This window comes from Burkholderia sp. AU6039, assembly GCF_002223365.1.
Classification (GTDB): Bacteria; Pseudomonadota; Gammaproteobacteria; order Burkholderiales; family Burkholderiaceae; genus Burkholderia.
In genome coordinates this window covers 1,079,024-1,102,435 of record NZ_NKFK01000003.1, presented here as the reverse complement: position 1 = coordinate 1,102,435, position 23,412 = coordinate 1,079,024, and the positions used below count along the sequence as shown (strand labels likewise).

Annotated in this window: 22 protein-coding genes and 1 tRNA gene; 4 read left to right on the top strand and 19 right to left on the bottom strand. The window is 64.5% G+C overall.

Annotated elements, in window-relative coordinates; translation table 11 throughout:
• Positions 1 to 119: 119 nt before the first annotated feature.
• On the bottom strand, positions 120 to 833 hold the full coding sequence (locus tag CFB39_RS07800; protein ID WP_089472646.1) for a bifunctional 2-polyprenyl-6-hydroxyphenol methylase/3-demethylubiquinol 3-O-methyltransferase UbiG: 714 nt from the start codon (positions 831 to 833) through the stop codon (positions 120 to 122).
• 126 nt (positions 834 to 959) lie between these two features.
• A complete protein-coding gene (locus CFB39_RS40140) occupies positions 960 to 1,121 on the bottom strand; it encodes a hypothetical protein (protein WP_175867779.1) in 162 nt (53 codons plus the stop codon).
• Between the two features lie 107 nt (positions 1,122 to 1,228).
• On the opposite strand from CFB39_RS40140, the gene CFB39_RS07795 reads away from it, so the two are divergent.
• Together CFB39_RS07795 and CFB39_RS07785 are read left to right on the top strand one after the other, a co-directional pair.
• Positions 1,229 to 2,044: a tyrosine-protein phosphatase gene (locus CFB39_RS07795; RefSeq protein ID WP_256991366.1), complete on the top strand. Its 816-nt coding sequence runs from the start codon at positions 1,229 to 1,231 to the stop codon at positions 2,042 to 2,044.
• A 345-nt stretch (positions 2,045 to 2,389) separates the two neighbouring features.
• Positions 2,390 to 4,600, top strand: coding sequence for a hypothetical protein (locus CFB39_RS07785; RefSeq protein WP_089472644.1), 2,211 nt, complete (start codon positions 2,390 to 2,392; stop codon positions 4,598 to 4,600).
• A gap of 79 nt (positions 4,601 to 4,679) precedes the next feature.
• On the opposite strand, the gene CFB39_RS07780 is transcribed toward CFB39_RS07785, so the two are convergent.
• From CFB39_RS07780 to CFB39_RS07710, 14 genes are all read right to left on the bottom strand, one after another.
• Positions 4,680 to 5,093 (bottom strand): MerR family transcriptional regulator, encoded by a 414-nt coding sequence (locus tag CFB39_RS07780; protein ID WP_089472643.1) that lies wholly within the window; start codon positions 5,091 to 5,093, stop codon positions 4,680 to 4,682.
• Between the two features lie 61 nt (positions 5,094 to 5,154).
• Positions 5,155 to 5,541 carry an integration host factor subunit alpha gene (locus CFB39_RS07775; protein WP_006486093.1) on the bottom strand — a complete coding sequence of 129 codons (387 nt, stop codon included), beginning with the start codon at positions 5,539 to 5,541 and terminating at the stop codon, positions 5,155 to 5,157.
• Positions 5,542 to 5,613: 72 nt separating this feature from the next.
• Entirely contained in the window at positions 5,614 to 8,043 is a 2,430-nt protein-coding gene (gene pheT, locus CFB39_RS07770) for a phenylalanine--tRNA ligase subunit beta (protein ID WP_089472642.1), read from the bottom strand.
• Between the two features lie 97 nt (positions 8,044 to 8,140).
• Positions 8,141 to 9,154: a phenylalanine--tRNA ligase subunit alpha gene (gene pheS / locus CFB39_RS07765; protein WP_006486107.1), complete on the bottom strand. Its 1,014-nt coding sequence runs from the start codon at positions 9,152 to 9,154 to the stop codon at positions 8,141 to 8,143.
• 148 nt (positions 9,155 to 9,302) lie between these two features.
• Positions 9,303 to 9,662 carry a 50S ribosomal protein L20 gene (rplT, locus tag CFB39_RS07760; protein WP_004192938.1) on the bottom strand — a complete coding sequence of 120 codons (360 nt, stop codon included), beginning with the start codon at positions 9,660 to 9,662 and terminating at the stop codon, positions 9,303 to 9,305.
• A gap of 29 nt (positions 9,663 to 9,691) precedes the next feature.
• Entirely contained in the window at positions 9,692 to 9,889 is a 198-nt protein-coding gene (rpmI, locus tag CFB39_RS07755; protein ID WP_004191477.1) for a 50S ribosomal protein L35, read from the bottom strand.
• Between the two features lie 189 nt (positions 9,890 to 10,078).
• The gene (infC, locus tag CFB39_RS07750) at positions 10,079 to 10,603 is read right to left on the bottom strand and encodes a translation initiation factor IF-3 (RefSeq protein WP_071734130.1); all 525 of its coding nucleotides are present in this window, start codon (positions 10,601 to 10,603) and stop codon (positions 10,079 to 10,081) included.
• Positions 10,604 to 10,652: 49 nt separating this feature from the next.
• Entirely contained in the window at positions 10,653 to 12,560 is a 1,908-nt protein-coding gene (gene thrS / locus CFB39_RS07745) for a threonine--tRNA ligase (protein ID WP_089425200.1), read from the bottom strand.
• Between the two features lie 271 nt (positions 12,561 to 12,831).
• A tRNA-Val gene (locus CFB39_RS07735) sits at positions 12,832 to 12,908 on the bottom strand.
• An 87-nt stretch (positions 12,909 to 12,995) separates the two neighbouring features.
• Entirely contained in the window at positions 12,996 to 15,230 is a 2,235-nt protein-coding gene (locus CFB39_RS07730) for a bifunctional (p)ppGpp synthetase/guanosine-3',5'-bis(diphosphate) 3'-pyrophosphohydrolase (protein ID WP_089425199.1), read from the bottom strand.
• Between the two features lie 39 nt (positions 15,231 to 15,269).
• Positions 15,270 to 15,623, bottom strand: a complete 354-nt coding sequence (locus tag CFB39_RS07725) for a RidA family protein (protein WP_069247804.1) — start codon at positions 15,621 to 15,623, stop codon at positions 15,270 to 15,272.
• A gap of 80 nt (positions 15,624 to 15,703) precedes the next feature.
• On the bottom strand, positions 15,704 to 16,600 hold the full coding sequence (locus tag CFB39_RS07720; RefSeq protein ID WP_089472641.1) for an alpha/beta fold hydrolase: 897 nt from the start codon (positions 16,598 to 16,600) through the stop codon (positions 15,704 to 15,706).
• Positions 16,601 to 16,799: 199 nt separating this feature from the next.
• Positions 16,800 to 17,441: a CoA transferase subunit B gene (locus CFB39_RS07715; RefSeq protein WP_011351774.1), complete on the bottom strand. Its 642-nt coding sequence runs from the start codon at positions 17,439 to 17,441 to the stop codon at positions 16,800 to 16,802.
• Position 17,442: 1 nt separating this feature from the next.
• Entirely contained in the window at positions 17,443 to 18,147 is a 705-nt protein-coding gene (locus CFB39_RS07710; protein WP_085038865.1) for a CoA transferase subunit A, read from the bottom strand.
• A gap of 223 nt (positions 18,148 to 18,370) precedes the next feature.
• Here CFB39_RS07710 and CFB39_RS07705 point away from each other — a divergent pair, with 223 nt between their 5' ends.
• Positions 18,371 to 18,916: a LuxR C-terminal-related transcriptional regulator gene (locus CFB39_RS07705; protein WP_089425197.1), complete on the top strand. Its 546-nt coding sequence runs from the start codon at positions 18,371 to 18,373 to the stop codon at positions 18,914 to 18,916.
• Positions 18,917 to 19,027: 111 nt separating this feature from the next.
• Here CFB39_RS07705 and CFB39_RS07700 read toward each other — a convergent pair whose 3' ends face one another.
• Both CFB39_RS07700 and CFB39_RS07695 read right to left on the bottom strand, forming a co-directional pair.
• Positions 19,028 to 19,459 carry a thioesterase family protein gene (locus tag CFB39_RS07700; protein ID WP_069247799.1) on the bottom strand — a complete coding sequence of 144 codons (432 nt, stop codon included), beginning with the start codon at positions 19,457 to 19,459 and terminating at the stop codon, positions 19,028 to 19,030.
• Between the two features lie 32 nt (positions 19,460 to 19,491).
• On the bottom strand, positions 19,492 to 20,274 hold the full coding sequence (locus tag CFB39_RS07695; protein WP_089425196.1) for an SDR family oxidoreductase: 783 nt from the start codon (positions 20,272 to 20,274) through the stop codon (positions 19,492 to 19,494).
• A gap of 178 nt (positions 20,275 to 20,452) precedes the next feature.
• On the opposite strand from CFB39_RS07695, the gene CFB39_RS07690 reads away from it, so the two are divergent.
• Entirely contained in the window at positions 20,453 to 22,126 is a 1,674-nt protein-coding gene (locus tag CFB39_RS07690) for an electron transfer flavoprotein-ubiquinone oxidoreductase (RefSeq protein WP_089430981.1), read from the top strand.
• Between the two features lie 135 nt (positions 22,127 to 22,261).
• On the opposite strand, the gene aroC is transcribed toward CFB39_RS07690, so the two are convergent.
• On the bottom strand, positions 22,262 to 23,362 hold the full coding sequence (gene aroC / locus CFB39_RS07685) for a chorismate synthase (protein WP_089472640.1): 1,101 nt from the start codon (positions 23,360 to 23,362) through the stop codon (positions 22,262 to 22,264).
• Between the last annotated feature and the right edge of the window lie 50 nt (positions 23,363 to 23,412).

The following is a 23,412-nucleotide window of genomic DNA, read 5'->3' as shown; positions in this document are numbered from 1 at the left end:
GGGTCGCATGCATTTTGTGAATATTCTTGTGAAATTTTTTGGCGTGAAGGCGCCGATGCGAGCAACGACGCGCGTGGCATGGACGAATTGCCCACCAACCACACGACTCGGCCTCGCCGTCACCGCTTGCGCGCAACGCAGATGACCGTCAGCCCGGCGACGCGGTTGAAGCGGAATATCGGTAACTCGATCCGACAGATCGACTTGAGCAAGCCGTTGACGAACGGATGGTGACGACGCAATTGCGACGCCGGCTCGCTCGGCTGCCGACGCACCCGCTCGCCGAGCCGCAACGCTGCCGCAAGCGGAAACGTGAGACCGAAATAATAGGCGCCGTGCTCGACGTCGAGCCCCGAGCGACGCACCACCTCCTCGAGACTGCCCAGCGTATATCGGCGCTTGTGTTCGAGAAAATCGTCATGACCGCTCCAGAGGAACTGGAACGCGGGAACCGTGATCAGAAAGCGGCTACCCGACGGCGCACCCTTCACGTACTGCGTGAGCAGACCGACATCGTCGTCGACATGCTCGAGCACGTCCATCAGCAACACGAGATCGGCGTCGAATCGATCAATGGATCGCCGAAAGTGGATGGGCTTGCCGGACGCTTCGCCGTCGGTATCGTCGGCGTAGCTCGTATCGACACACCACGCCTCCGTCGCCTGCGTACGCTCCAGCAAGTGCTTCGAGAAAAAGCCTGAGCCTGCACCGACATCGAGTATCCGGTTTGCACCTGGCACCCCCAGGAACCGACGGATCGCACTCGCCTTCGACGCGTAGTACCAGTGATCGCCCACGCCCGCACCCAATACGTCGACTTCCTTGAGATCCATGACGTTTCCCCGTGATGGCTACTGTGCTTTGGTCGATACAGCCACTGATGCCGATCTTACCTCGCTGCTGCCGCCGATCCTACCTGTCGACAACGCGCAGCCGACACCGGCAACCGGCATTACGACCTAATCGAAAAGGACGATGGCCGGTTCGCCGCAAATCGCTACCGTGCGGTTACCCGGCGCGAGATCGATGCGCAGGGGCGAACCGTCCGACTGCATGCCGATCGATCCGGCCCGCCCCGGCTTTGCCGCGTCGCGTGATACAGGGGCGACTTCGGTCACCACCGCAGTCGCGACCTCTTGTAACCGTCTCCGACACAGGGCATTGAATGCATCAGAAAAACGAAATTTCCCGTCGACATTTTCTCCGGCTGGGCGCCGGCACGATAGGCGTGGCGCTGGGAAGCGCATCGCTTCTGTCGGCATGCGGAGGCGACTCGATTTCGGTCGCGCCGGTCACGACACCGCGGCTGAGTTCCGCATCGAATTTTCGCGACACGGCCGGGCCGGACGGAACCGGCTACGTGACAACGAGCGGCGCGAAGATGAAAAAAGGCGTGCTCTATCGTTCATCCGCGCTCGCGTTGTCGGCCGCGGACATCGCCACCGTCGGCACCCTCGACATCAGGCAGGTCTGCGACCTGCGCACGCCCGCCGAGATCAAGACGCAACCGGATGTGCCGCTGGCCGGCGCCACCTGGCAAAACCTCAACGTGCTCGGGGCTGCCAGCATCGATCCGATCCCGACCACCGGCGCCACCGCGACGGCATTCATGTTGAGCATGTACCGCGCGTTCGTCACGTCGGACACCGCGCATGCCAGCTATCACGCGCTCTTCACCGGCTTCGCCGGCTCCGGCGAAAACCTGGTGTTCCACTGCACGGCCGGCAAGGATCGCACGGGCTGGGCAACCGCGATCCTGCACACGATCCTCGGCGCGTCCGAGCAGACGATACTCGCCGACTATCTGCTGACGAACGTCTATAGCGCATCGGAAATCGCCGCTTCGGTCGCCCAGGCGCAGAAAGCCGGCGGGCAAAATGCGGCAGACATGATGACCGCGCTGCAAGGCGCGCACACCGACTATCTGCAGGCAGCATTCGACCAGGTCGCCGCGTCCTACGGCTCGATGACGTCGTATATCGCGAACGGGCTGCAACTCGACCAGGCGACGCTGAACGCAATTCGGCAGCATATGCTGGTCTGATCGACTCGCGGCAGTTGCGACGGGGGCCGGATCGCATCCTCGCTTCGACCGCCGCGGCCGCTGCCCGTCGCATCCGGCGAAACCCGCATCGGCCAAGGCTGCGGCGGATTTTCCCGATCGCAGAAACATTCGCCAACGACGGGCCGCGCAAACCAAACGACCGTTTGATCCGGCCGCCCAACCACCCCGAATCCATTGTCCCGCAGCCCGCCGGACGGGCGCACCCCGGCGCCCGTTGTTTGGTAACGCCGCTCTAGCACGCTATGCCACACTGCACGGCATCGACGCTCGCGCCGTGCAGTGGCGCGCGCCGCCGTCGATCACGACAAGACATGGAGACAGACGATGCGGAATGCGGTCCGGCGCGGCCATCGCTCGCCTTTGGCAATTTTCGACTGGATTTCCGGCCCGCCACGTGCGGCCCGCCCCCTCTCGCCCAAGACGTCCCGCGTGTTCGGCTGCGGCGTGCTGGCGCTCGCGCTGCTATGCGCCGGTTGCGCGGAATCATCCGCGCAGCGTGACGGCAACACGTCGGTCGCGTCGACGAAGATCGAACGCACCAAGGCCGAACGCCTCGCCCGCGAGCAGCAGGTCGCACGCACCGTGCCGTCGCTCGCATCGATCAGCCTCACGCAACCGCGTCCGTTCACGCTGCGGGACTCGGGCCAGAACGGCGCGATGACGTTCCTGCGCGACGTCGATTTCCGCATCGTCAACAATCTCGGCTTCTTCATCCATCAATTGTCGGCCACCTTGGTACCGACGCAAGCCGGCGCGCCGATCGTGTTCGACGATCCGACCAGTTTCCAGATCGACGTGCATGAAGGCACGGTCACGCTCGACGACGCGAAGCTCACCGCCCTCTTCAACACGTACATCTTCGGCTACCGCAACGCACCGCTGCGCAAGCTCGCCGTGTCGGCCGGCGACGGCGTGATCCACCTGCAAGGCGAGATGCAGCGCGACGGCTGGGTGCCGTTCTCGCTGACCGGCACCCTCGCGATCCGTGACGGCAGCCAGCTCGTGTTCCATCCGACGGGCGTGCGCGTATCGGGCATCAACGCGCAGCCGGTGATGCGCGCGGCCAACGTGAAGATGGCCGACCTGCTGAAAGTCCAGACGCCGATCGCGCAACTCGCCGGCGACGATCTCGTGATGTCGGTCGACAAGCTGATGCCGCCGCCGCGCCTGAAGCTCACGATCACCGCGCTGCGCGTGACGCCGGCCGGGCTCGACCTGAAGCTCGACGACGGCACGCATGCCGGCTTCGCGATGCCCGCGAACGCGCCGCAGCAAGCGATGTACATTCGCGGCGGCGACGTGAAGTTCATGCGCTCGATGCCGATGAACGCGGACATCCTGATCGGTCCGGTCGATTCCACGAAACGTGACCAGACTTTCGTATTCGACCTTTATCACTATCGCGACCAGGTGTCGGCCGGCTACTTCAATTTCGACGAAAGCGGCGCGATGGCGATCCGGATGCCGTCGTATGCGGGCCCGGCCAGCGGCGCGCTGCTCGGCAACGCGACTGCGCGCCTGAACGACAGCTTCCTCGCCGCGCAACAGAGTGCGTTGCGCGACATACGCCAGCACTGGGAAGCCTACGCACTCGCGGCGAACCCCGCCCACCCCGGCATGCAGAAGGTCGCGATGCGGCGCACGTCGACCACGCCGTTCAACGAACGGCACGTGTCGAACCGCAACCCGACGATCCATCTGCGCAACGTCGACTTCAACCTGTCCGGGGATATCGGCTTTCACGTCGAGGACCTCGACGTCGAGCTCGTCTCGAAGCGGCCTGGCGAACCCGTCGACCTCGACGATCCGAACCAGTACGACATCCGCATTCTCGGCGGCACCGTCGTCGAGTCGTGGAAGGCGATGTCGGCGCTCTTCAACAACTATCTGCTCGACTACTCACCCCGCTCCCTCAACGACCTGCAACTGAGCGCGGACGGCACGAACCTGCGCGTCCAGGGCGGCATCAAGCTGTGGAACCACGTGCCGGGCGTCTGGCTGCCGACCGACATGAAGGGCACGCTGTCCGTGCTCGACGACCGGCATCTCGCATTCAAACCGTCCCAGGTGTCGGTGCTCGGCATCCCGCAGGCGAAGCTGCTGCGTTCGCTCGGCATCGAGCTCGCGTCGCTGACGCCGTTGCAGCGGCGCGGCGCGGAACTGCGTGGCGACACGCTCGTGCTCGACCAGTACACTGTGTTCCCGCCCCCCGTGCTGAACGGCAAGCTCGGACAGGCAACGGTCGAGCGCGACGGGCTGCGCCTCACGTTCAGGCGCATGGCGGGCGCGCCCGCGCCGCAACGGCCGCAGATCGATGCACCGAGCTACATGTGGATGGAAGGCGGCGACATGAAAATGTTCAACGTGCTCGAACTGAACGTGCGCGCGCTGATCCGGAATTCGGCCGAGGCCGGCCCGATGCGTTTCGACCTGTACGGCTACCGCGGCCAGGTCGCGCAGGGCTCGGTGCGAATGCTGCCGGACGGCACGCTGGTCGTCGACATGGGGCAGAAGAACCCGCTCGCGTCACGCTGAAACGCACGCGGCACGCATGAAAAAAGCCCGGCGGCACGCTGCCAACCGGGCTTTTCACTTCATTCTTCGCGCTTCGCACTCAGTCGTGCTTCAGTCCATCGATCACGTCGAGCAGCGCCTGCCGCAATGCAATGACGTCGACGGTCGTGCCTGGCTTGCCCGGTGTGCGTGCATCGGCGGCCTGCGCCTCGGGCTCGACGGCTGCTGCCGCGGCCCGCTCGCCGGCCGGCGAATCGAGCCGGTTGCGCGCGCCGTTGATCGTGAATCCCTGCTCGTACAGCAACTCGCGAATCCGCCGGATCAGCAGCACTTCGTGGTGCTGGTAATACCGACGATTGCCGCGCCGCTTCACCGGCCGCAGTTGAGTGAATTCCTGTTCCCAATAACGCAGCACATGCGGCTTGACCCCGCACAGCTCGCTGACTTCACCGATCGTGAAGTAGCGCTTCGCGGGAATCGGAGGCAAGACGACTTTCTCAACCGTAGTGGTCATCGTCGGTTAACCGTCGGTAAAGGGTGCGCGGCGGCCGCGCGGAGACGTCAGCGCGCGGGGCTTACTCCGCGCCGTTTTCGACCAGCGCCTTCAGCTTCTGGCTCGCGTGGAAGGTTACCACCCGGCGGGCCGCGATCGGAATCGCCTCGCCCGTCTTCGGATTGCGGCCCGGGCGCTGCGGCTTGTCGCGCAACTGGAAATTGCCGAACCCCGACAGCTTGACGCTCTCGCCGTTTTCGAGCGCGTCACGGATCACCTCGAAAAACGCCTCGACCATGTCCTTCGCTTCACGCTTGTTCAGCCCGACGCTGTCGAACAGCAGCTCCGCCAGTTCCGCCTTCGTCAGCGTGGGCGTCTCGGTGGACGCCGGCGCCGAAGCGTCGCGGTTCATGGCGCTGCGTTGCGCCGTCAGGAGGGCTTCGAATTCACTCGAGGTCATGTCGTTCATATCTGCCATACAGCGCGTTAAATCAAAACTTACGATCGGAAAAGGCCGCCCGCGAGCGGGCGGACCTCCTCCTTAGCCGCGCAGGCGCGCACCGGCACGAGCCATCCGCTCGACCAGCGTCTGGATCGCCTGATCGACGACCTCGTCCTGTAGCGTGCCAGCCGCGTCCTGCAGCGTCACGCGGAAGGCAAGGCTCTTCTCGTGCGCGGCAAGACCACCGGAAGTATTTGATTTTGCACGAAATTCGTCGAAGAGTACAACCTTCTGAACGAATCGGCAGGCCTCTTCGGCAAGCGCCTTCTTCATTACGTCGAAAAGTGCCTGAACCTCGACCGCCTGATCGACGACAACGGCGATATCGCGACGAACCGGCGGGAATTTCGATACGTCGGTCGGCGCGGGCAACGCACGTGCAATCAGCGCGTCCGCGTCGACCTCGAACATCACCGGCGCGTGCGGCAGCTCGTACTTCTGCATCAGGCGCGGGTGCAACTCGCCGATCCAGCCGACCGCACGGCCATCGACTTCGATGCGCGCGCTGCGGCCCGGATGGAGGGCCGGATGCTCTGCCTTCACGAAGCGTGCGGTTGCGGGCGCGAGCAGTGCTTCGAGATCGCCCTTCACGTCGAAGAAATCGACCGCGCGGGTCGCCGTGCCCCATTGCTCGTCGAGCGCCGGACCGTAGGCAAGCGCGCCGACGCGCTTCGGCTGCACGTAGCCCTCGACCGTCAGCTCGCCGGCCTTCGCCGCCGTATCGGTGAGGAACACGCGGCCAGCCTCGAACACCCGCACGCGATCCGCGCGGCGGTTCAGGTTGTGGCGCAGCACGGAAATCAGGCTGCCGAACAGCGTCGTGCGCATCACCGACAGCTGGCTCGCGATCGGGTTCAGCAGGCGAATCGGATGGTCGTTGCCCGCGAAATCCTGCTCCCACTCCGCATCGACGAAGCTGAAGTTGACGGTTTCCGCGTAGTCGCGCGCGGCCAGCGCGTGGCGGATGTCGTGGATCGAGCGCCGCGTCTCGTTGGTCGCGCGCATTTCGCTCGTCGCGACCGGCGGACGCGCCGGGATCTTTTCGAAGCCGTAGATGCGCGCCACTTCCTCGATCAGGTCTTCCTCGATCTCGATGTCGAAGCGATGCGACGGCGGCGTGACGAGGAACGCGTCGTCTGCACGCTCGAACGGCAGCCCGAGGCGCGTGAAGATGCTTGCGATCTCGTCGGCGCCGATCTGCACGCCGATGATGCGGTTCGCGCGCGATACGCGCATCTTCACCGGCGCGCGCTGCGGCAGGTTCACGGACTGATCGTCGACCGGGCCGGCCTTGCCGCCGCAGATCTCGAGAATCAGTTGCGTGATGCGCTCGACGTGCTCGACGGTCGTCGCGTAGTCGACGCCGCGCTCGAAGCGATGCGCCGCATCGGTCGAGAAGTTGTACTTGCGCGCGCGGCCGCGGATGCTGTCCGGCCACCAGAATGCGGCTTCCAGGTAGATGTTGGTCGTATCGAGCGTGACGGCCGTGCTGTCACCGCCCATGATGCCGGCCAGGCTTTCGACCTGACGGTCGTCGGAAATCACGCCGACCGTTTCGTCGAGTTCGACCGTGTTGCCGTTGAGCAGCTTCAGCGATTCGCCACGCTTGCCCCAGCGCACCTCGATGCCGCCGTGGATCTTGTCGAGATCGAACACGTGCGACGGACGGCCGAGCTCGAACATCACGTAGTTCGAGATGTCGACGAGCGCCGACACGCTGCGCTGGCCGGAACGCTCGAGGCGCTCGACCATCCACTGCGGGGTCTTCGCATGCGCGTTCACGCCGCGGATCACACGACCCGAGAAGCGGCCGCACAGATCGGGGGCGGCAATGCGCACCGGCAGCGTCTCGTCGAGCTCGGCGCGCACCGGGCGGATGTCGACCGGCGTCAGCGGTGCGCCGGTGATCGCAGCCGTCTCGCGTGCGATGCCGAACACGGACAGGCAGTCGGCCTTGTTCGGCGTCAGCTTGATTTCGAAGATCGTGTCGTCGAGATTGAGCGTCTCGCGGATGTCCTGGCCGACCGGCGTGTCTTCCGGCAGCACCAGCAGGCCGCTGTGATCCTCGGACAGCTTCAGCTCGCGCGCCGAGCACAGCATGCCCTGGCTCTCCACGCCGCGCAGCTTCGACAGCTTGATCGCGAACGGCTTGCCGCCCTCTTCTGCCGGCGGCAGTTCCGCGCCGACCAGCGCGACCGGTACCTTGATGCCCGGCGCGACGTTCGGTGCGCCGCAGACGATATTCAGCGTCGCGCCGGTGCCGGCGTCGACCTGGCAGACATTGAGCTTGTCCGCATCCGGATGCTTGACGACTTCGAGCACGCGGCCGACGACGATCTTCGACGTCGGCGGCGCAGCCTTGCTCAGCGATTCGACTTCGAGCCCCGCCATCGTCAGCGCGTGCGACAGTTCGTCGGTCGTCAGCTGCGGGTCGACAAAGGTTCTCAACCAGGATTCAGGGAATTGCATGGATGTCTACGTTCGAAACAGGTTAGATCGACGCCCGGGCCCCTCGGAAACGTCCGTCGGGGGCGTGCACGGGCACAGGTCGGCGCGGCGCGCGGCGTTACGCGAACTGGCGCAGGAAACGCAGGTCGTTCTCGAAGAACAGCCGGAGATCCTGGACGCCGTAGCGCAGCATCGTCAGGCGCTCGAGGCCGCTGCCGAACGCAAAGCCGATGTAGCGCTCGGGATCGAGGCCCATGTTGCGAATCACGGTCGGATGCACCTGCCCCGAACCGGAGATCTCGAGCCACTTGCCGGCGTTCTTGCCTTGCTCGAACATCATGTCGATCTCGGCCGACGGTTCCGTGAACGGGAAATACGACGGACGGAAGCGCACGAGAATGTCGTCGCGCTCGAAGAATTTTTTCAGGAAGTCGGTATAGACGCCCTTGAGGTCGGCGAAGCTGATGTTTTCGTCGATCCACAGCCCCTCGACCTGATTGAACATCGGCGAGTGGGTCGCATCGCTGTCGACGCGATACGTGCGGCCCGGCGCGATCACCTTGATCGGGGGACGGTTCATGCGCGCGTAACGCACCTGCATCGGGCTCGTGTGCGTGCGCAGCAGCAGCTGGCGGCCGTCGGCATCCTTGCCTTCGACGTAGAAGGTGTCCTGCATCGAACGCGCCGGATGGTTCTCCGGGCTGTTCAGCGACGTGAAGTTGTACCAGTCGGTCTCGATTTCGGGGCCGTCGGCCACATCGAAACCGATCGAGCCGAAAATCTGTTCGACACGCTCCCACGTGCGCATCACGGGGTGCAGGCTGCCTGCACCGGCGCCGCGGCCCGGCAACGTCACGTCGATCGCTTCGGCAGTGAGGCGCTGATTCAGCAGCGCGTCGGCCAGTGCCTGGCGACGGGCGGTCAGCGCGGCTTCAACCTGCTGCTTCGCGACGTTGATGCGTGCGCCTTCGGTCTTGCGTGCTTCGGGATCGAGCTTGCCGAGGCCCTTCAGCAACTCGGTCAGCGCACCCGACTTGCCGAGAAATCGTGCTTTCTCGTTTTCGAGCGTGGTGATGTCGGCAGCCTGTTCGAAGGACTGCTGCGCGTCGGCGACAATCTGGTCCAGATCCATAGATCCCATCATTTCCAACGTCATTCGGTCTTGGCGAGCGAAATCGCCCACCAAACAAAAAAGGGGCTCGGAAGAGCCCCGTTTTCGCTGCAGCGGCCGAGACTACCGGAACCTCGCTGCAACTAACCACGCAGTGCTAATTTCGCAATTAGGCTGCAACGGCGGCTTTCACCTGCTTGACGATCGCAGCAAAAGCAGCCTTGTCGAACACCGCCATGTCGGCCAGAACCTTACGGTCGAGTTCGATCGACGCCTTCTTCAGGCCGTTGATGAACACGCTGTAGGTCATGTCGTGCTGGCGAACTGCCGCGTTGATACGCGTGATCCACAGTGCGCGGAACACACGCTTCTTGTTGCGGCGATCGCGGTACGCGTACTGACCAGCGCGCATCACCGCCTGCTTGGCGATGCGGTAGACGTTATTGCGGCGGCCGCGATAACCCTTGGCCAGGTTGATGATCTTCTTGTGGCGGGCCCGTGCGGTTACCCCACGTTTGACTCGAGGCATGTTTCTCTCCTTAGAGTATCAGTTAGGGGTTACGCGAACGGCAGCATCGCGCGGACGGAGTTCAGATCGGAATCATGAACTGCCGTTGCGCCGCGCAGGTGACGCTTGTTCTTCGTGGTTTTCTTGGTCAGGATGTGACGCTTGAAGGCTTGACCGCGCTTGACGGTACCGCCCGGACGCACCACGAAGCGCTTTGCAGCACTCTTCTTGGTCTTCATCTTAGGCATGACGAACAACTCCAGTTTATTAGATGGCGATGGGTGTGCGGTTGGCTTGCGCCCTTGACCCGCCCTTCGAAACCCAGTCCACTTGTGTACGGCGAACCGCTTGCGCAGCCGCCGTCATTGTTGGCGCGCCGCCCTGACCGGGCAACGCGCCGAACCTCTGCGAACCTGCGCGCGACGCGCGCGGGCCCGTTACTTCTTTTTCTTCGGCGAGAGCACCATGATCATCTGGCGCCCTTCCATCTTCGGCATCTGCTCGACCTGGCCGACTTCCTCGAGATCCGTGCGCAGACGCTCAAGCATCCGCATACCGATTTCCTGGTGAGCCATTTCGCGGCCGCGGAAACGCAACGTGATCTTCGTCTTGTCGCCTTCTTCGAGGAAGCGCACGAGATTGCGGAGCTTGACGTTGTAGTCACCGTCATCGGTACCCGGGCGGAACTTGACTTCCTTGACCTGGATGACCTTCTGCTTCAGCTTCGCTTCGTGCTGCTTCTTCGACTCCTGGTACTTGAACTTGCCGTAATCCATCAGACGGCAAACCGGGGGAACCGCTTGCGGCGCGATTTCCACCAGGTCAACATCCAGTTCTTCCGATTTACGGAAAGCATCAGCGAGTTTTACGATACCGAGCGGTTCGTTCTCGATCCCGACCAGGCGCACTTCCGGCGCAGTGATTTCACCGTTGATGCGGTGCGACGACTTATCAGTAGCGATGTTACGTTTCCTCTAAAAATTAAAAAAACGAGCCGCGCTGCCAGGGCGGTTACTTGAACGAGCGCAGGTCTTCCTGCAGACGCTCAACGAAGGCTTCGACCGGCATCACGCCAAGATCGACGCCGCCACGGGCACGCACGGCTACCGTTTGCGCATCACGCTCCTTATCCCCCACGACGAGGAGATAAGGCACCTTTTCCAGCGTGTGCTCGCGTATTTTATAGCTAATCTTCTCATTGCGCAAATCGGCCGTCACTCTAACCCCTTGTTTTTGCAACGTTTGGGCCAGAGATTGCGCATATTCGGCCTGACTTTCGGCGATATTGAGCACAACTGCCTGGAACGGCGCGAGCCAGGCAGGCATCGCACCAGCGTGGTGCTCGATCAAAATGCCGAGGAAACGCTCCATCGAACCGACGATCGCACGGTGCAGCATCACCGGACGGCGACGGCTGCTGTCATCCGCGACATACTCGGCGCCGAGGCGCTCCGGCAGGACCATGTCGAGCTGCAGCGTGCCGCACTGCCACGAACGGCCGAGCGCATCCTTGATGTGGTACTCGATCTTCGGACCGTAGAACGCGCCTTCACCCGGCAGCTCTTCCCACGTGAGGCCGCACGCCGTCAGCGCGTCGCGCAGGCCCTGCTCGGCGCGATCCCAGGTTTCGTCCGTACCGGCGCGCTGCTCGGGGCGCAGCGACAGCTTGATGTCGATGTGATCGAAACCGAAGTCCTTGTACACGCTCATCGCCAGCGTGTTGAACGCGATCGATTCCGAGATGAACTGGTCTTCCGTACAGAAGATGTGCGCATCGTCCTGCACGAAGCCGCGCACGCGCATCAGGCCGTGCAGCGCGCCCGACGCCTCGTTGCGGTGGCACGAACCGAATTCCGCGTAACGCAGCGGCAGGTCGCGATACGAGCGCAGGCCGTGCTTGAACACCTGGACGTGGCCCGGGCAGTTCATCGGCTTGATCGCGTAGTCGCGCTTCTCCGACTCCGTCGTGAACATGTTCTCGCGGTAGTTCTGCCAGTGACCCGACGCTTCCCACAGCGAGCGGTCCATGATCATCGGCGTCTTGATCTCGAGGTAGCCGGCTTCGTTCACGCGGCGGCGCATGTACTGCTCGACCTGCTGCCACAGCGCCCAGCCCTTCGGATGCCAGAACACCATGCCCGGCGACTCTTCCTGCATGTGGAACAGGTCGAGCTGCTTGCCGAGCTTGCGGTGGTCGCGCTTTTCCGCTTCCTCGAGCATGTGCAGGTACTGGTCCTGGTCTTCCTTCTTCGTCCAGGCCGTGCCGTAGATGCGCTGCAGCTGCTCGTTCTTCGAATCGCCGCGCCAGTACGCGCCGGCAACCTTCATCAGCTTGAAGACCTTCAGCTTGCCGGTGGACGGCACGTGCGGGCCGCGGCACAGATCGGTAAAGCCGCCGTGCGAATACAGCTTGATTTCGTCGCTTTGCGGAATCGACTCGATGATCTCGGCCTTGTACTTTTCGCCGATGCTGCGGAAGTAGCCCGCCGCTTCGTCACGCGACACGACACGACGCGTCACGGGCTCGTCCTTCTTCACGAGCTCCTGCATGCGCTTTTCGATCTTTTCCAGATCTTCGGGCGTAAACGGGCGGTTGTACGAGAAGTCGTAATAGAAACCGTTGTCGATTACCGGGCCGATCGTCACCTGCGCGTCCGGGTACAGTTCCTTCACCGCGTACGCGAGCAAGTGCGCCGTCGAGTGACGGATGATGTCGAGGCCGTCGGCGTCCTTGTCGGTCACGATCGCGAGCGACGCGTCGCGGTCGATCACGGCCGACGTATCGACGAGCTCGCCATCGAGCTTGCCACCAAGCGCAGCCTTCGCAAGGCCGGGACCGATCGAGGCTGCAACCTCGGCAACTGTCACCGGATGCTCGTATTGTCGAACTGAGCCGTCAGGCAAGCGTATCGAAACCATAGCAATCTCCGTGATGCCGACAGTGGGCGGCAGACCAGGTACGCGATATAAAAATCACGCGGGAAAATGTCGCGACAAAAAAAATGCGGCCCCGCTTTCGAGGGGCCGCATTCGATACTTCACTCAAACTGAAAGGGCGAAAGGGTTCCTCGACTAGCGTCGCTCCGAAAAGGTTTCGGTCAACGTTCGCGGTGTCATAACCGTATTCGCCTTGTTCGCGTTGAGTTATTTGCTGCATCGAACACCCGGAGGCCGGGCATTCTCAATTCGTTGGTAGGCTCGATTGGACTCGAACCAACGACCCCCACCATGTCAAGGTGGTGCTCTAACCAGCTGAGCTACGAGCCTAGTGAAGCTAAGATTATATGGAGCCGTTACCCGCTTGGCAAGTATTTTTATGCGGTCGCAGCAAAATAACGGTGTTCGAACCCCACATCAGGCCTTCCGCCCCGCCCGCACGACGCCTTGCACCTCGCCGAGCAGCGTGCACGCGCGCTGCACCTGCGCCGAGTTCGACACCTCGACCGTGAACTGCATGAATGCCGCATTGCGGCGGCTCTGCGTCTTCACGCCGACCACGTTCATCTTCTCGCGCGCGAACACTTCGGAGATGTCGCGCAGCAACCCTTGCCGGTCGCTCGCCTCGATCATCAGGTCGACCGGATAGACGGACGCACCGCGCCCGCCGAGCACGTCGGCCGACCAGGTCGTCTGCAGTACGCGCTCCGGCGCGCGCTCGACCATCCGGCGGAACGTCGGGCAATCGGTGCGGTGGATCGACATCCCCTTGCCGCGCGTGACGAAACCGCTGATCGGATCGGGCGGCGCCGGACGGCAGCAGCGCGCGAGCTGGGTCAGCAGCGCGTCGACGCCCACGACCAGCACACCGGTCGACGCGCCATGCGCCACGCTGGCGCCGCTGCTGCGCTTCTCGAAATCGGCAGGCGCCTCGGGCGCCGGTTCGGGCGGCGGCGCATCGGACAGCGCGTGCTCGACATTGCGCAGGCTGAACTCTTCCTTGCCGACGACCGAGAACAACTCCTCGGGCGACTTGAAGCCGAGCTTCGCAGCGAGATTGTCCAGGCTGACCGACGTCTTGCCCTCGCGTTGCAGCGTCTTTTCGACGAGCGCGCGGCCATGCGCGACGTTTTCTTCCTGCTCGATCGAGTTGAACCACGCCCGCACTTTCTGACGCGCGCGCGGGCTCTTCATATAGCCGAGCTGCAGGTTCAGCCAGTCGCGCGACGGCCCGCCCTCCTTCACCGCAACGATCTCGACCGTCTGGCCGTTTGCGAGCGGCGTATTGAGCGGCACCATCGCGCCGTCGACACGTGCGCCACGGCAGCGATGGCCAAGCTCGCTGTGCAGGTGGTATGCGAAATCGACCGGCGTCGCGCCCTGCGGCAACGCGATCACGCGCGCCTGCGGCGTCAGCACGTAGATGTGATCGTCGTCGAGCGACGTCTCACGCAATTGCGCCCACGCCTTGTCGCCCGACTGTTCCGCGCCGTCCTCGACGTCATCCTTCCACGCGAGCAGCTGGCGCAGCCATGCAATCTTCTCGTCGTACTTGTCGCTTGCCGAGAACTGGCCGCCGTAGCCGCGCGCGCCGGCTTCCTTGTAGCGCCAGTGGGCGGCGACGCCGTACTCGGCGAAGCGGTGCATCTCCTGCGTGCGGATCTGCACTTCGAACGCGCGGCCGTCGTCGCCGATCACGACCGTGTGCAGCGACTTGTAGCCGTTCGGCTTCGGCCGCGAGATGTAGTCGTCGAATTCCTTCGGCACCGGCTGCCACAGGTGATGCACGATGCCGAGCACCGCGTAGCAATCCTTGATGTCCGGCACGATCACGCGAAACGCGCGCACGTCGTACAGCTCGGAGAAGTCGAGTTCCTTGCCGCGCATCTTGCGCCAGATGCTGTAGATATGCTTCGGCCGGCCGCTCACGTCGGCCTGGATGTGCGCATCCGCCAGCTCTTGCTGCAACCGGTCGATCGCCTGCTTGACGTACGCTTCGCGCTCGATGCGCTTCTCGTCGAGCAGCTTCGCGATCCGCTTGTAGGTGACGGGATCCTCGAAGCGGAACGCGAGATCCTCGAGCTCCCACTTCAATTGCCAGATGCCGAGACGGTTCGCGAGCGGCGCGTAGATCTCGAGCGTCTCGCGCGCGACGTCGGGCGGCGGGTCGATCTTCGCGGCCGCGTAGTAGCGCAGCGACTGCAAGCGCGACGCGAGCCGGATCAGCACCACGCGGATGTCTTGTGCGAACGCCAGCAGCATCTTGCGCAGCGCCTCGATCTGCGTGCGCCGCTCTTCGGCCGCATCGCGCCCCGCGTCGGCCCCCGCGTTCTGCGCGGCACGCAGGCTGACGGTACCGAGCCGCAACAGCTTGCGCACGTCGGACACGAGCCGCGCCACTTCGTCGCCGAAACGCTCGGTGAGCTCGCGCTCGGGGTCGCTCAGGTGCGGCGTCAGCACGAACAGCGCGGCCGCCTGCATCGCGGACGGATCGACATTCAGCGTGCGCATGATCGACGCCGTGCCCGCCGAGTGATCGGCGAGCAGTTCGCCCGACGACAGGCGCACGTCGCCGGCCCGCTCGCGCACGAACGCGAGCACGTCGTCGAACGACGGCGCCGCGACGGGGGAGGCGGAAACGGACTCGGTCATTGCTCGGCCTGGCGAAATGCGATCATCGTCGGGTTGCGTTCAGCTCCGCTGCGCAGCGACGACCACGATCTCGACGAGCAGTGCCGGATCCGCGAGCTTCGCCTCGACAGTGGCGCGCGGCGGCGTGTTGCCGTGCGCGACCCATGCATCCCACTCCGCATTCATGCCTTCGAAGTTCGCCAGATCCGAGATGTAGATCTGAACCGACAGCAGATGCGCCTTGTCGCTGTTCGCTTCGGCGAGCAGGCGATCGATGTGGCCGAGCACTTCGCGCGTCTGGCCCCTGATGTCCTGTGTGGTGTCTTCGGCGATCTGGCCGGCCAGATACACGGTACCGTTGTGGATCGCGGTTTCGGAGAGACGGGCCCCGACGTGGTGACGAATGACTGCCATGGAATGTTCCGGTCGTGAGTGGATGGAGATTCGGTCGGCGGCACGGCCCGCGTGCCGCCGAACCGCATATTATGACGCGTTTATGCGCCGCCTTCGACGAAAAACCGCCGCGCGAGCGCAATCTGGCTTGCGTCGATGAACGCCGGCGCGTGGCCCGCCCCTGGGATCTCGGCGTGTGTCACATGCCGGCCGCGACGCTCCATCTCGGCCACCGTCTCGCGCGACAGCAGGTCGGACGCCTCGCCACGCACGACGAGCAGCGACGCGTTCGTCGTCTCGATCGCGTGCCAAAGCGCAGCCTCGCCGAGCGCCGCCAATTCGGGCGTCGTCGCCTTGAACGGTTCGGCGATGCGCGGATCGTAGCGAACCGTCCAGCCCCCTTCGGGCAGCTCGCGCAGCAGCGGCCCGTTGATCTCGCTCCACTCGTCGGCGGTCAGCGCCCCGAACGGCAGCGACAGCGACGTCAGATAGTCGATGCCCTCCTGCCGGGTCGCAAAGCGCGGCTGCACGCCGAGATATTCGCCGATGCGCGTGAGCGACTCGGGTTCGATGCGCGGGCCGACGTCGTTGACGATCATCCGGCGCAGCGGCGAACCCGGTAGCCCCGCGAACGCCATGCCGATCAACCCGCCCATCGACGTGCCGAACCAGTCGACCGATTCGACGTCGAGCCGCGCGATCAGCGTCACCATGTCGGACACGTATTGCGGGATCGCATAGAGCCGCGGATCGGCCAGCCAGTCCGACTGGCCGCGCCCGACGACATCGGGGCAGACGACGCGATACGTATCGGACAGCGCCGCGGCGAGCCGGTCGAAATCGCGCCCGGAACGGGTCAGCCCATGCACGCAGACCAGCACGCGCGGGTTGGCGGGATCGCCCCACTCGGTATAGGCGACGTGGTGAAGGCCGGCAGCGCTCGCACACTGCACGCGCCGCTGGCGAGGAACCTGGGAATTCGCTGGGGTCGTTGGCATCGTTGGCATCCTGTCGAACGGGGGCGACGCGCAGGGCAACGCTTGCGACGCCCGATGCAAACGATTGTAAACCGCTTCAGCCGCACGGGTCCGCTCGTCGGGCACCCGACGAGCGGCCTGACCGAGGACACCATGACAAACGCCCCGCATGCCGTCGTCCGGCATGCGGGGCGTCGACGCTGCGCGTACGCGCGTAGCCTTATGCGACCGCGCTGATGTCGAGCGGCGCACCCGTCTTCGCCTGGATCTCGTCGGCGCTCACGCCGTCGGCGAGTTCAAGCACCTTCAGGCCGGACGGCGTCACTTCGATCACGCCGAGATCGGTGATGATCAGGTCGACCACGCCGACGCCCGTCAGCGGCAGGTTGCATTCCTCGAGGATCTTGTGCTGGTCGCCCTTCGCCACATGCTCCATCAGCACGACGACGCGCTTCACGCCGGCGACGAGATCCATCGCGCCGCCCATCCCCTTGATCATCTTGCCGGGGATCATCCAGTTCGCGAGGTCGCCCTGCTTGCTGACCTGCATTGCGCCGAGGATCGCCAGGTTGATGTGGCCGCCGCGGATCATCGCGAACGAATCGGCCGACGAGAAGATCGACGAGCCCGGCAGCGTCGTGACGGTCTGCTTGCCGGCGTTGATGAGATCGGCGTCGACTTCGTCTTCGGTCGGTGACGGGCCGATGCCGAGCAGGCCGTTCTCCGATTGCAGCCACACCTCGACACCTTCCGGCACGTGGTTCGCAACGAGCGTCGGCAAGCCGATGCCGAGGTTCACGTAGAAGCCGTCCTGCAATTCCTTCGCCGCGCGCGCGGCCATCTGGTCACGATTCCAGGCCATGTCAGTCTCCTTTCGCGCGTACGACGCGTTGTTCGATGCGTTTTTCGGGCGTCGCGTTCAGCACGATGCGTTGCACGAAAATCCCCGGCGTGTGGATGTGGTCGGGATCGAGCTCGCCGTTCTCGACGATCTCCTCGACCTCGGCGACGGTGATCTTGCCGGCCATCGCGCACATCGGGTTGAAGTTGCGCGCGGTGCGGCGAAAGATCAGGTTGCCGGACTTGTCGGCCTTCCAGGCCTTCACGAGCGCGACATCGGCCGTCAGCGACGGCTCGAGCACGTAGTGGCGATCGCCGAACTGGCGCGTTTCCTTGCCTTCCGCGATCACGGTGCCGTAGCCCGTGTTCGTGAAGAACGCCGGGATGCCCGCACCACCCGCGCGCAGCTTCTCGGCGAGCGTGCCTTGCGGCGTGAATTCGAGCTCGAGTTCGCCGGCCAGGTACTGGCGCTCGAACTCCTTGTTCTCGCCGACGTACGACGAGATCATCTTCTTGATCTGGCGCGTTTCCAGCAGCAGGCCGAGGCCGAAACCGTCGACGCCCGCGTTGTTGCTGATGCAGGTGATGCCCTTGACGGCCGTATCGCGCAACGCCGCGATCAGCGCCTCGGGAATCCCGCACAGGCCGAAGCCGCCCACCGCGAAGGTCTGTCCGTCGCGGACGATCCCTTCCAGCGCGGCAGCCGCGCTTGGATAGACTTTGTTCATCAGTTGTCCCTTCCTCTATGGAAACCAGCGAAACCGGTTCACGCGCCCACGTGGCCCGCAAGCCCGCCGCATCATTCTATGCATGCACGGCGATGCCTGCGTCGAGGCGCGCTGTTTTTATACCGCGGCAGACCGCCACGAGATGCCTGAAAGGGTACGATGCGGCGCGGATGCGGCACAATACGCAAAAATACATAAGCGTTTGCCTCCGCTTGCCTGCGCCATGCCCGCTCTCGATTACCAGACTGCCTTCCACCTCGCGCCGCTCGGCCTCGTGCTGTCGCGCGACCGCGTGATCGAGGACTGCAACGACGCGCTCGCGTCGATCTTCCGCTGCGCGCGGGCCGACCTGATCGGGAAATCGTACGAGGTGCTCTACCCGTCGACGGACGAATTCCAGCGCATCGGCGAACGTATCGCGCGCGTGATGGCCGCGAACGGCATCTACTCGGATGACAGAATCATGAAACGGGCGGACGGCGAGCTGTTCTGGTGCCACGTCACCGGCCGTGCGATCGACCGCACCGCCCCGCTCGCAGCGGGCGTGTGGACCTTCGAGGATTTGAGCGCGACGCGCCGGGTCGCCGTCGAACTGACCCCGCGCGAGCGCGAGATCGCCGCGCAGCTCGCGACCGGCAAGACCAGCAAGCAGATCGGGCGCGTGCTCGACATCAGCTCGCGCACGGTCGACATCTACCGCGCACGGCTGATGCGCAAGTACGGGACCAACAATACGCCGGAGCTGCTGCAGCGCCTGCTCGGGCAGTGAGTGTCGGCGCCGGATGACAATCGGCCGCACCGGGCGGCCGATTCGGGAAACAACGGGTACGGCGTGACGCCCCGGCGACCTTGTGCCGGCCCGGACTCGCCGACTCGACGCTCAGCCGACCTTCGCCGCGAGCGCACGCTCGATCGTGTCGCGCAGCAACTGGGGCAGCGGCACCGACTTGCCGAGCGCGTAGTCGACCCACACGCAGCGTGCATTGCCGCGCGCATAGACATGCTGCGGATCGTCGGCGCGCGTCAGCTCGAAACCCGTATCGAAGCTGCTGCGGCCGGGCTTCGCAGCCGACATCTTCGCGATCACGTCGCCCGGATAGTGCAGCTGCTTGAGAAATTCCATCGACGCCGTGACGATGACGGGCCCCTGCCCCTCGCCGTTGCCGCCGGCAATGCCGAGCTCCTCGAACCACGAGATCCGCGCCTGCTCCATGTAGCGGAAATAAACCGTGTTGTTCACATGGCCGAACGCGTCCATGTCGCCCCAGCGGATCGGCATCGACATCTCAAAAACGGGGGAATAATCACTCATTGCAGTCTTCTTTGTTGCGGTATGTCGTCCGCTCAGGCGAGGCCGAAGCCGTCGTCGGCGGAGATAATCGAGCCATTGATGAACTGCGACTCGTCGGCCGCGAGCAGCAACAACAGCCCGTCGAGATCCTGCGGCTTGCCGACGCGCCGGCGCGGCAGCATCGACTGCAGCTTCTGGCCCTGCTCGGTTTCCCACAGATAATGATTGATTTCGGTATCGATATAGCCCGGACAGATCGCGTTGACGTTGATCCCGTGGCGCCCCCACTCGAGCGCCATCGCGCGCGTCATCTGCACGACCGCGGCCTTGCTCATCGCGAACAGGCCGATCTGCGGAAACACGCGCAGCCCGGCCACCGACGCGATGTTGATGATCCGGCACGGCGGCTTGCCGTTGCCGCTTCCGTTCGCGCGCATGATCATCCGCTTCGCGACTTCCTGCGCGACGAAAAACGCACCGCGCGTGTTGGTGTCGAATACGAACTCGAAATCCGCCGGCGTCACGTCGACGAGCTTCTGCATCGTCGAGACACCCGAATTGTTCACGAGGATGTCGATCGTACCGGCTTCCGTCTCCGCGTGCGCGACCGCCGCCTTGATGCTCTGGACGTCGGTGACGTCGAGCGACACGACGTGCGCGGCGCCGCCCGCCGCCTCGATCTCGGCACGCAGCTCCTTCAGGCGCTCGACCCGACGGCTCGCGAGCACGACCTTCGCACCGGCCTGCGACAGCACCTGCGCAAAGCGCTGCCCGAGGCCGCTCGACGCGCCCGTGACCAGCGCAACCTTGCCTTCCAGATTGATCGACCGACCCATTTGCACTTCCCCTTTCGATATCGTTTCGCCGCCACGAGCAACATGGTTCGAGCGGCATTACCCTAGCACGAAAATAGAACGATCGTGCTAATCTAGCCGCATGCTGTTGCGGCAAGCGTTTCGTTTCGCAGACAATACGCTCCCGAATAAAAGCATTCTAACGGTTAGAGGAACGCCAATGACCCCCGCAAGCCTCATCGAGCAATACGGCCCGCGCGAATCGATGGAATACGACGTCGTGATCGTCGGCGGCGGCCCCGCCGGGCTGTCGGCGGCGATCCGGCTCAAGCAGCTGGCCGCCGAGAAAGGCACCGAGATCGGCGTGTGCGTGCTCGAGAAGGGTTCCGAGATCGGCGCGCACATCCTGTCGGGCGCGGTGATGGACCCGCGCGCGATCAACGAACTGTTCCCCGACTGGAAGGAACGCGGTGCACCGCTCGACGTCGAGGTGACGGAAGACCGCTTCCTGTTCCTGTCCGAGAAGAGCGCGGTCACCACGCCGAACTGGGCGCTGCCCGCCAACTTCCAGAACCACGGCAACTACGTGATTTCGCTGGGCAACGTCACGCGCTGGCTGGGGGCACAGGCCGAAGCGCTGGGCGTCGAGATCTTCCCGGGCTTTCCCGCTGCGGAGATTCTCTATAACGACGACGGCTCGGTCAAAGGCGTCGCGACCGGCAACATGGGCGTGGGCAAGGACGGCGAGCCGACCGAGAACTTCCAGCTCGGCATGGAGCTGCACGCGAAATACACGCTGTTCGCCGAAGGCTGCCGCGGCCACCTCGGCCGCCAGCTGATCTCGAAGTTCAAGCTCGACGCGAACGCGGATCCGCAGGCCTACGGGATCGGCATCAAGGAACTGTGGGAGATCGACCCGGCCAAGCACAAGCCGGGCCTCGTGATCCACACGGCCGGCTGGCCGCTGAAGTCGGACACCTACGGCGGCTCGTTCCTGTATCACATGGACAACAACCAGGTCGTGGTCGGCTTCGTGGTGGGCCTCGGCTACACGAACCCGTACCTGTCGCCGTTCGAGGAATTCCAGCGCTACAAGACGCACCCGTCGATCCGCGCGTTCCTGGAAGGCGGCAAGCGCGTGTCGTACGGCGCACGCGCGATCACGGCCGGCGGGCTGCTGTCGCTGCCGAAGACGGTGTTCCCGGGCGGCGCGCTGATCGGCGACGACGCAGGCTTCCTGAACGCGTCGCGGATCAAGGGCAGCCACGCGGCGATCAAGACCGGCATGCTGGCGGCCGACGCCGCATTCGACGCGGTGCAGGCCGGCCGCCAGAGCGACGAGCTCAACGCGTACCCGGACGCCTTCAAGCAGTCGTGGCTGTACACGGAGCTGTATCGCGCGCGCAACTTCAAGCAGTGGATGGCCAAGGGGCTGTACCTCGGCACGCTGATGGTCGGGCTCGAGCAGAAGGTGATGGGCGGCAACGTGCCGTGGACGCTGCACCACAAGCATGCGGACCACGAAATGTTGAAGCCGGCGTCGCAATGCCAGCCGATCGAGTATCCGAAGCCGGACGGCAAGCTGACGTTCGACCGGCTCTCGTCGGTATTCATCTCGAACACGAACCACGAAGAGAACCAGCCGGCGCACCTGACGCTGAAGGATGCGAGCGTGCCGGTGAACGTGAACCTGCGTACGTACGCGGGGCCGGAGGCACGTTTCTGCCCGGCGGCCGTGTATGAGTTCGTGAAGAACGACGACGGCAGCGATCGCCTGGTGATCAACGCGCAGAACTGCGTGCACTGCAAGACCTGCGACATCAAGGACCCGACGCAGAACATCGTGTGGGTCACGCCGGAAGGCGGCGGCGGGCCGAATTACCCGAACATGTAATTGCCGGAACGCGCCGCCACGAGCGGCACGCTTTTGGGTTGCCGCAAACGAAACGGGGCGCTGCTTGATGCAGCGCCCCGTTTTGCCTGCTCCGCGCAACTGCCGGCGAGACGCGCTGCGCCCCGCCCGCTTGCGTCAGGTCGCGCTGCCCGCGATCTTCGGCGTCGGCGTCTCTACATCGCCGCACTGCGCGCGATGGCGCAATGCATGGTCGATCAGCACCAGCGCGAGCATCGACTCCGCGATCGGCGTCGCACGAATGCCGACGCACGGATCGTGGCGGCCGAACGTTTCCACCGTCGCTTCCTCGCCGGCCTTCGTGATCGAACGGCGCGGCGTGCGGATGCTCGACGTCGGCTTGATCGCGATCGACACGGTGATGTCCTGCCCCGTCGAAATCCCGCCGAGCACGCCGCCCGCATGGTTGCCGACGAAACCGCCCGGCGTCAGCTCGTCGCCGTGCACCGAACCACGCTGCGCGACGCTGTCGAAGCCCGCACCGATCTCGACGCCCTTCACCGCGTTGATGCTCATCATCGCCTTTGCGATGTCCGCATCGAGACGGTCGAACACCGGCTCGCCCCAGCCGACCGGCACACCCGATGCGACGACGTCGATGCGCGCGCCGATCGAATCGCCATCCTTGCGCAGCGCATCCATGTACGCCTCGAGCTCCGGCACGACGGCCGCATTCGGCGAGAAGAACGGATTCTCATGGACGTGCGACCAGTCGATGAACGGCACGTCGATCTCGCCGAGGCCGCTCATGTAGCCGCGCACCTCGACGCCGAAGCGCTCGCGCAGCCACTTCTTCGCGACCGCACCCGCGCCGACGATCGGCGCGGTCAGGCGCGCGGACGAGCGGCCGCCGCCGCGATAGTCGCGGATGCCGTATTTCTGCCAGTAGGTATAGTCGGCGTGGCCGGGACGGAACGTCTCGACGATGTTGCCGTAGTCCTTGCTGCGCTGGTCGGTGTTGCGGATCAGCAGCGCGATCGGCGTACCGGTCGTCACGCCTTCGAACACGCCCGACAGGATCTCGACCTCGTCGGCCTCCTGCCGCTGCGTCACGTGGCGCGACGTGCCGGGCTTGCGGCGATCGAGTTCGACCTGGATGTCGGCTTCGGTCAGCCCCATTCCCGGCGGGCAGCCGTCGATCACGCAGCCGATCGCGGGACCGTGCGATTCGCCGAAGGTCGTGACAGTGAAAAGCGTGCCGAGGGTATTGCCGGACATGATGGAACCGCCCAAAGAGAAATGGACAAACCGATGCGCTGCCCGGGCCG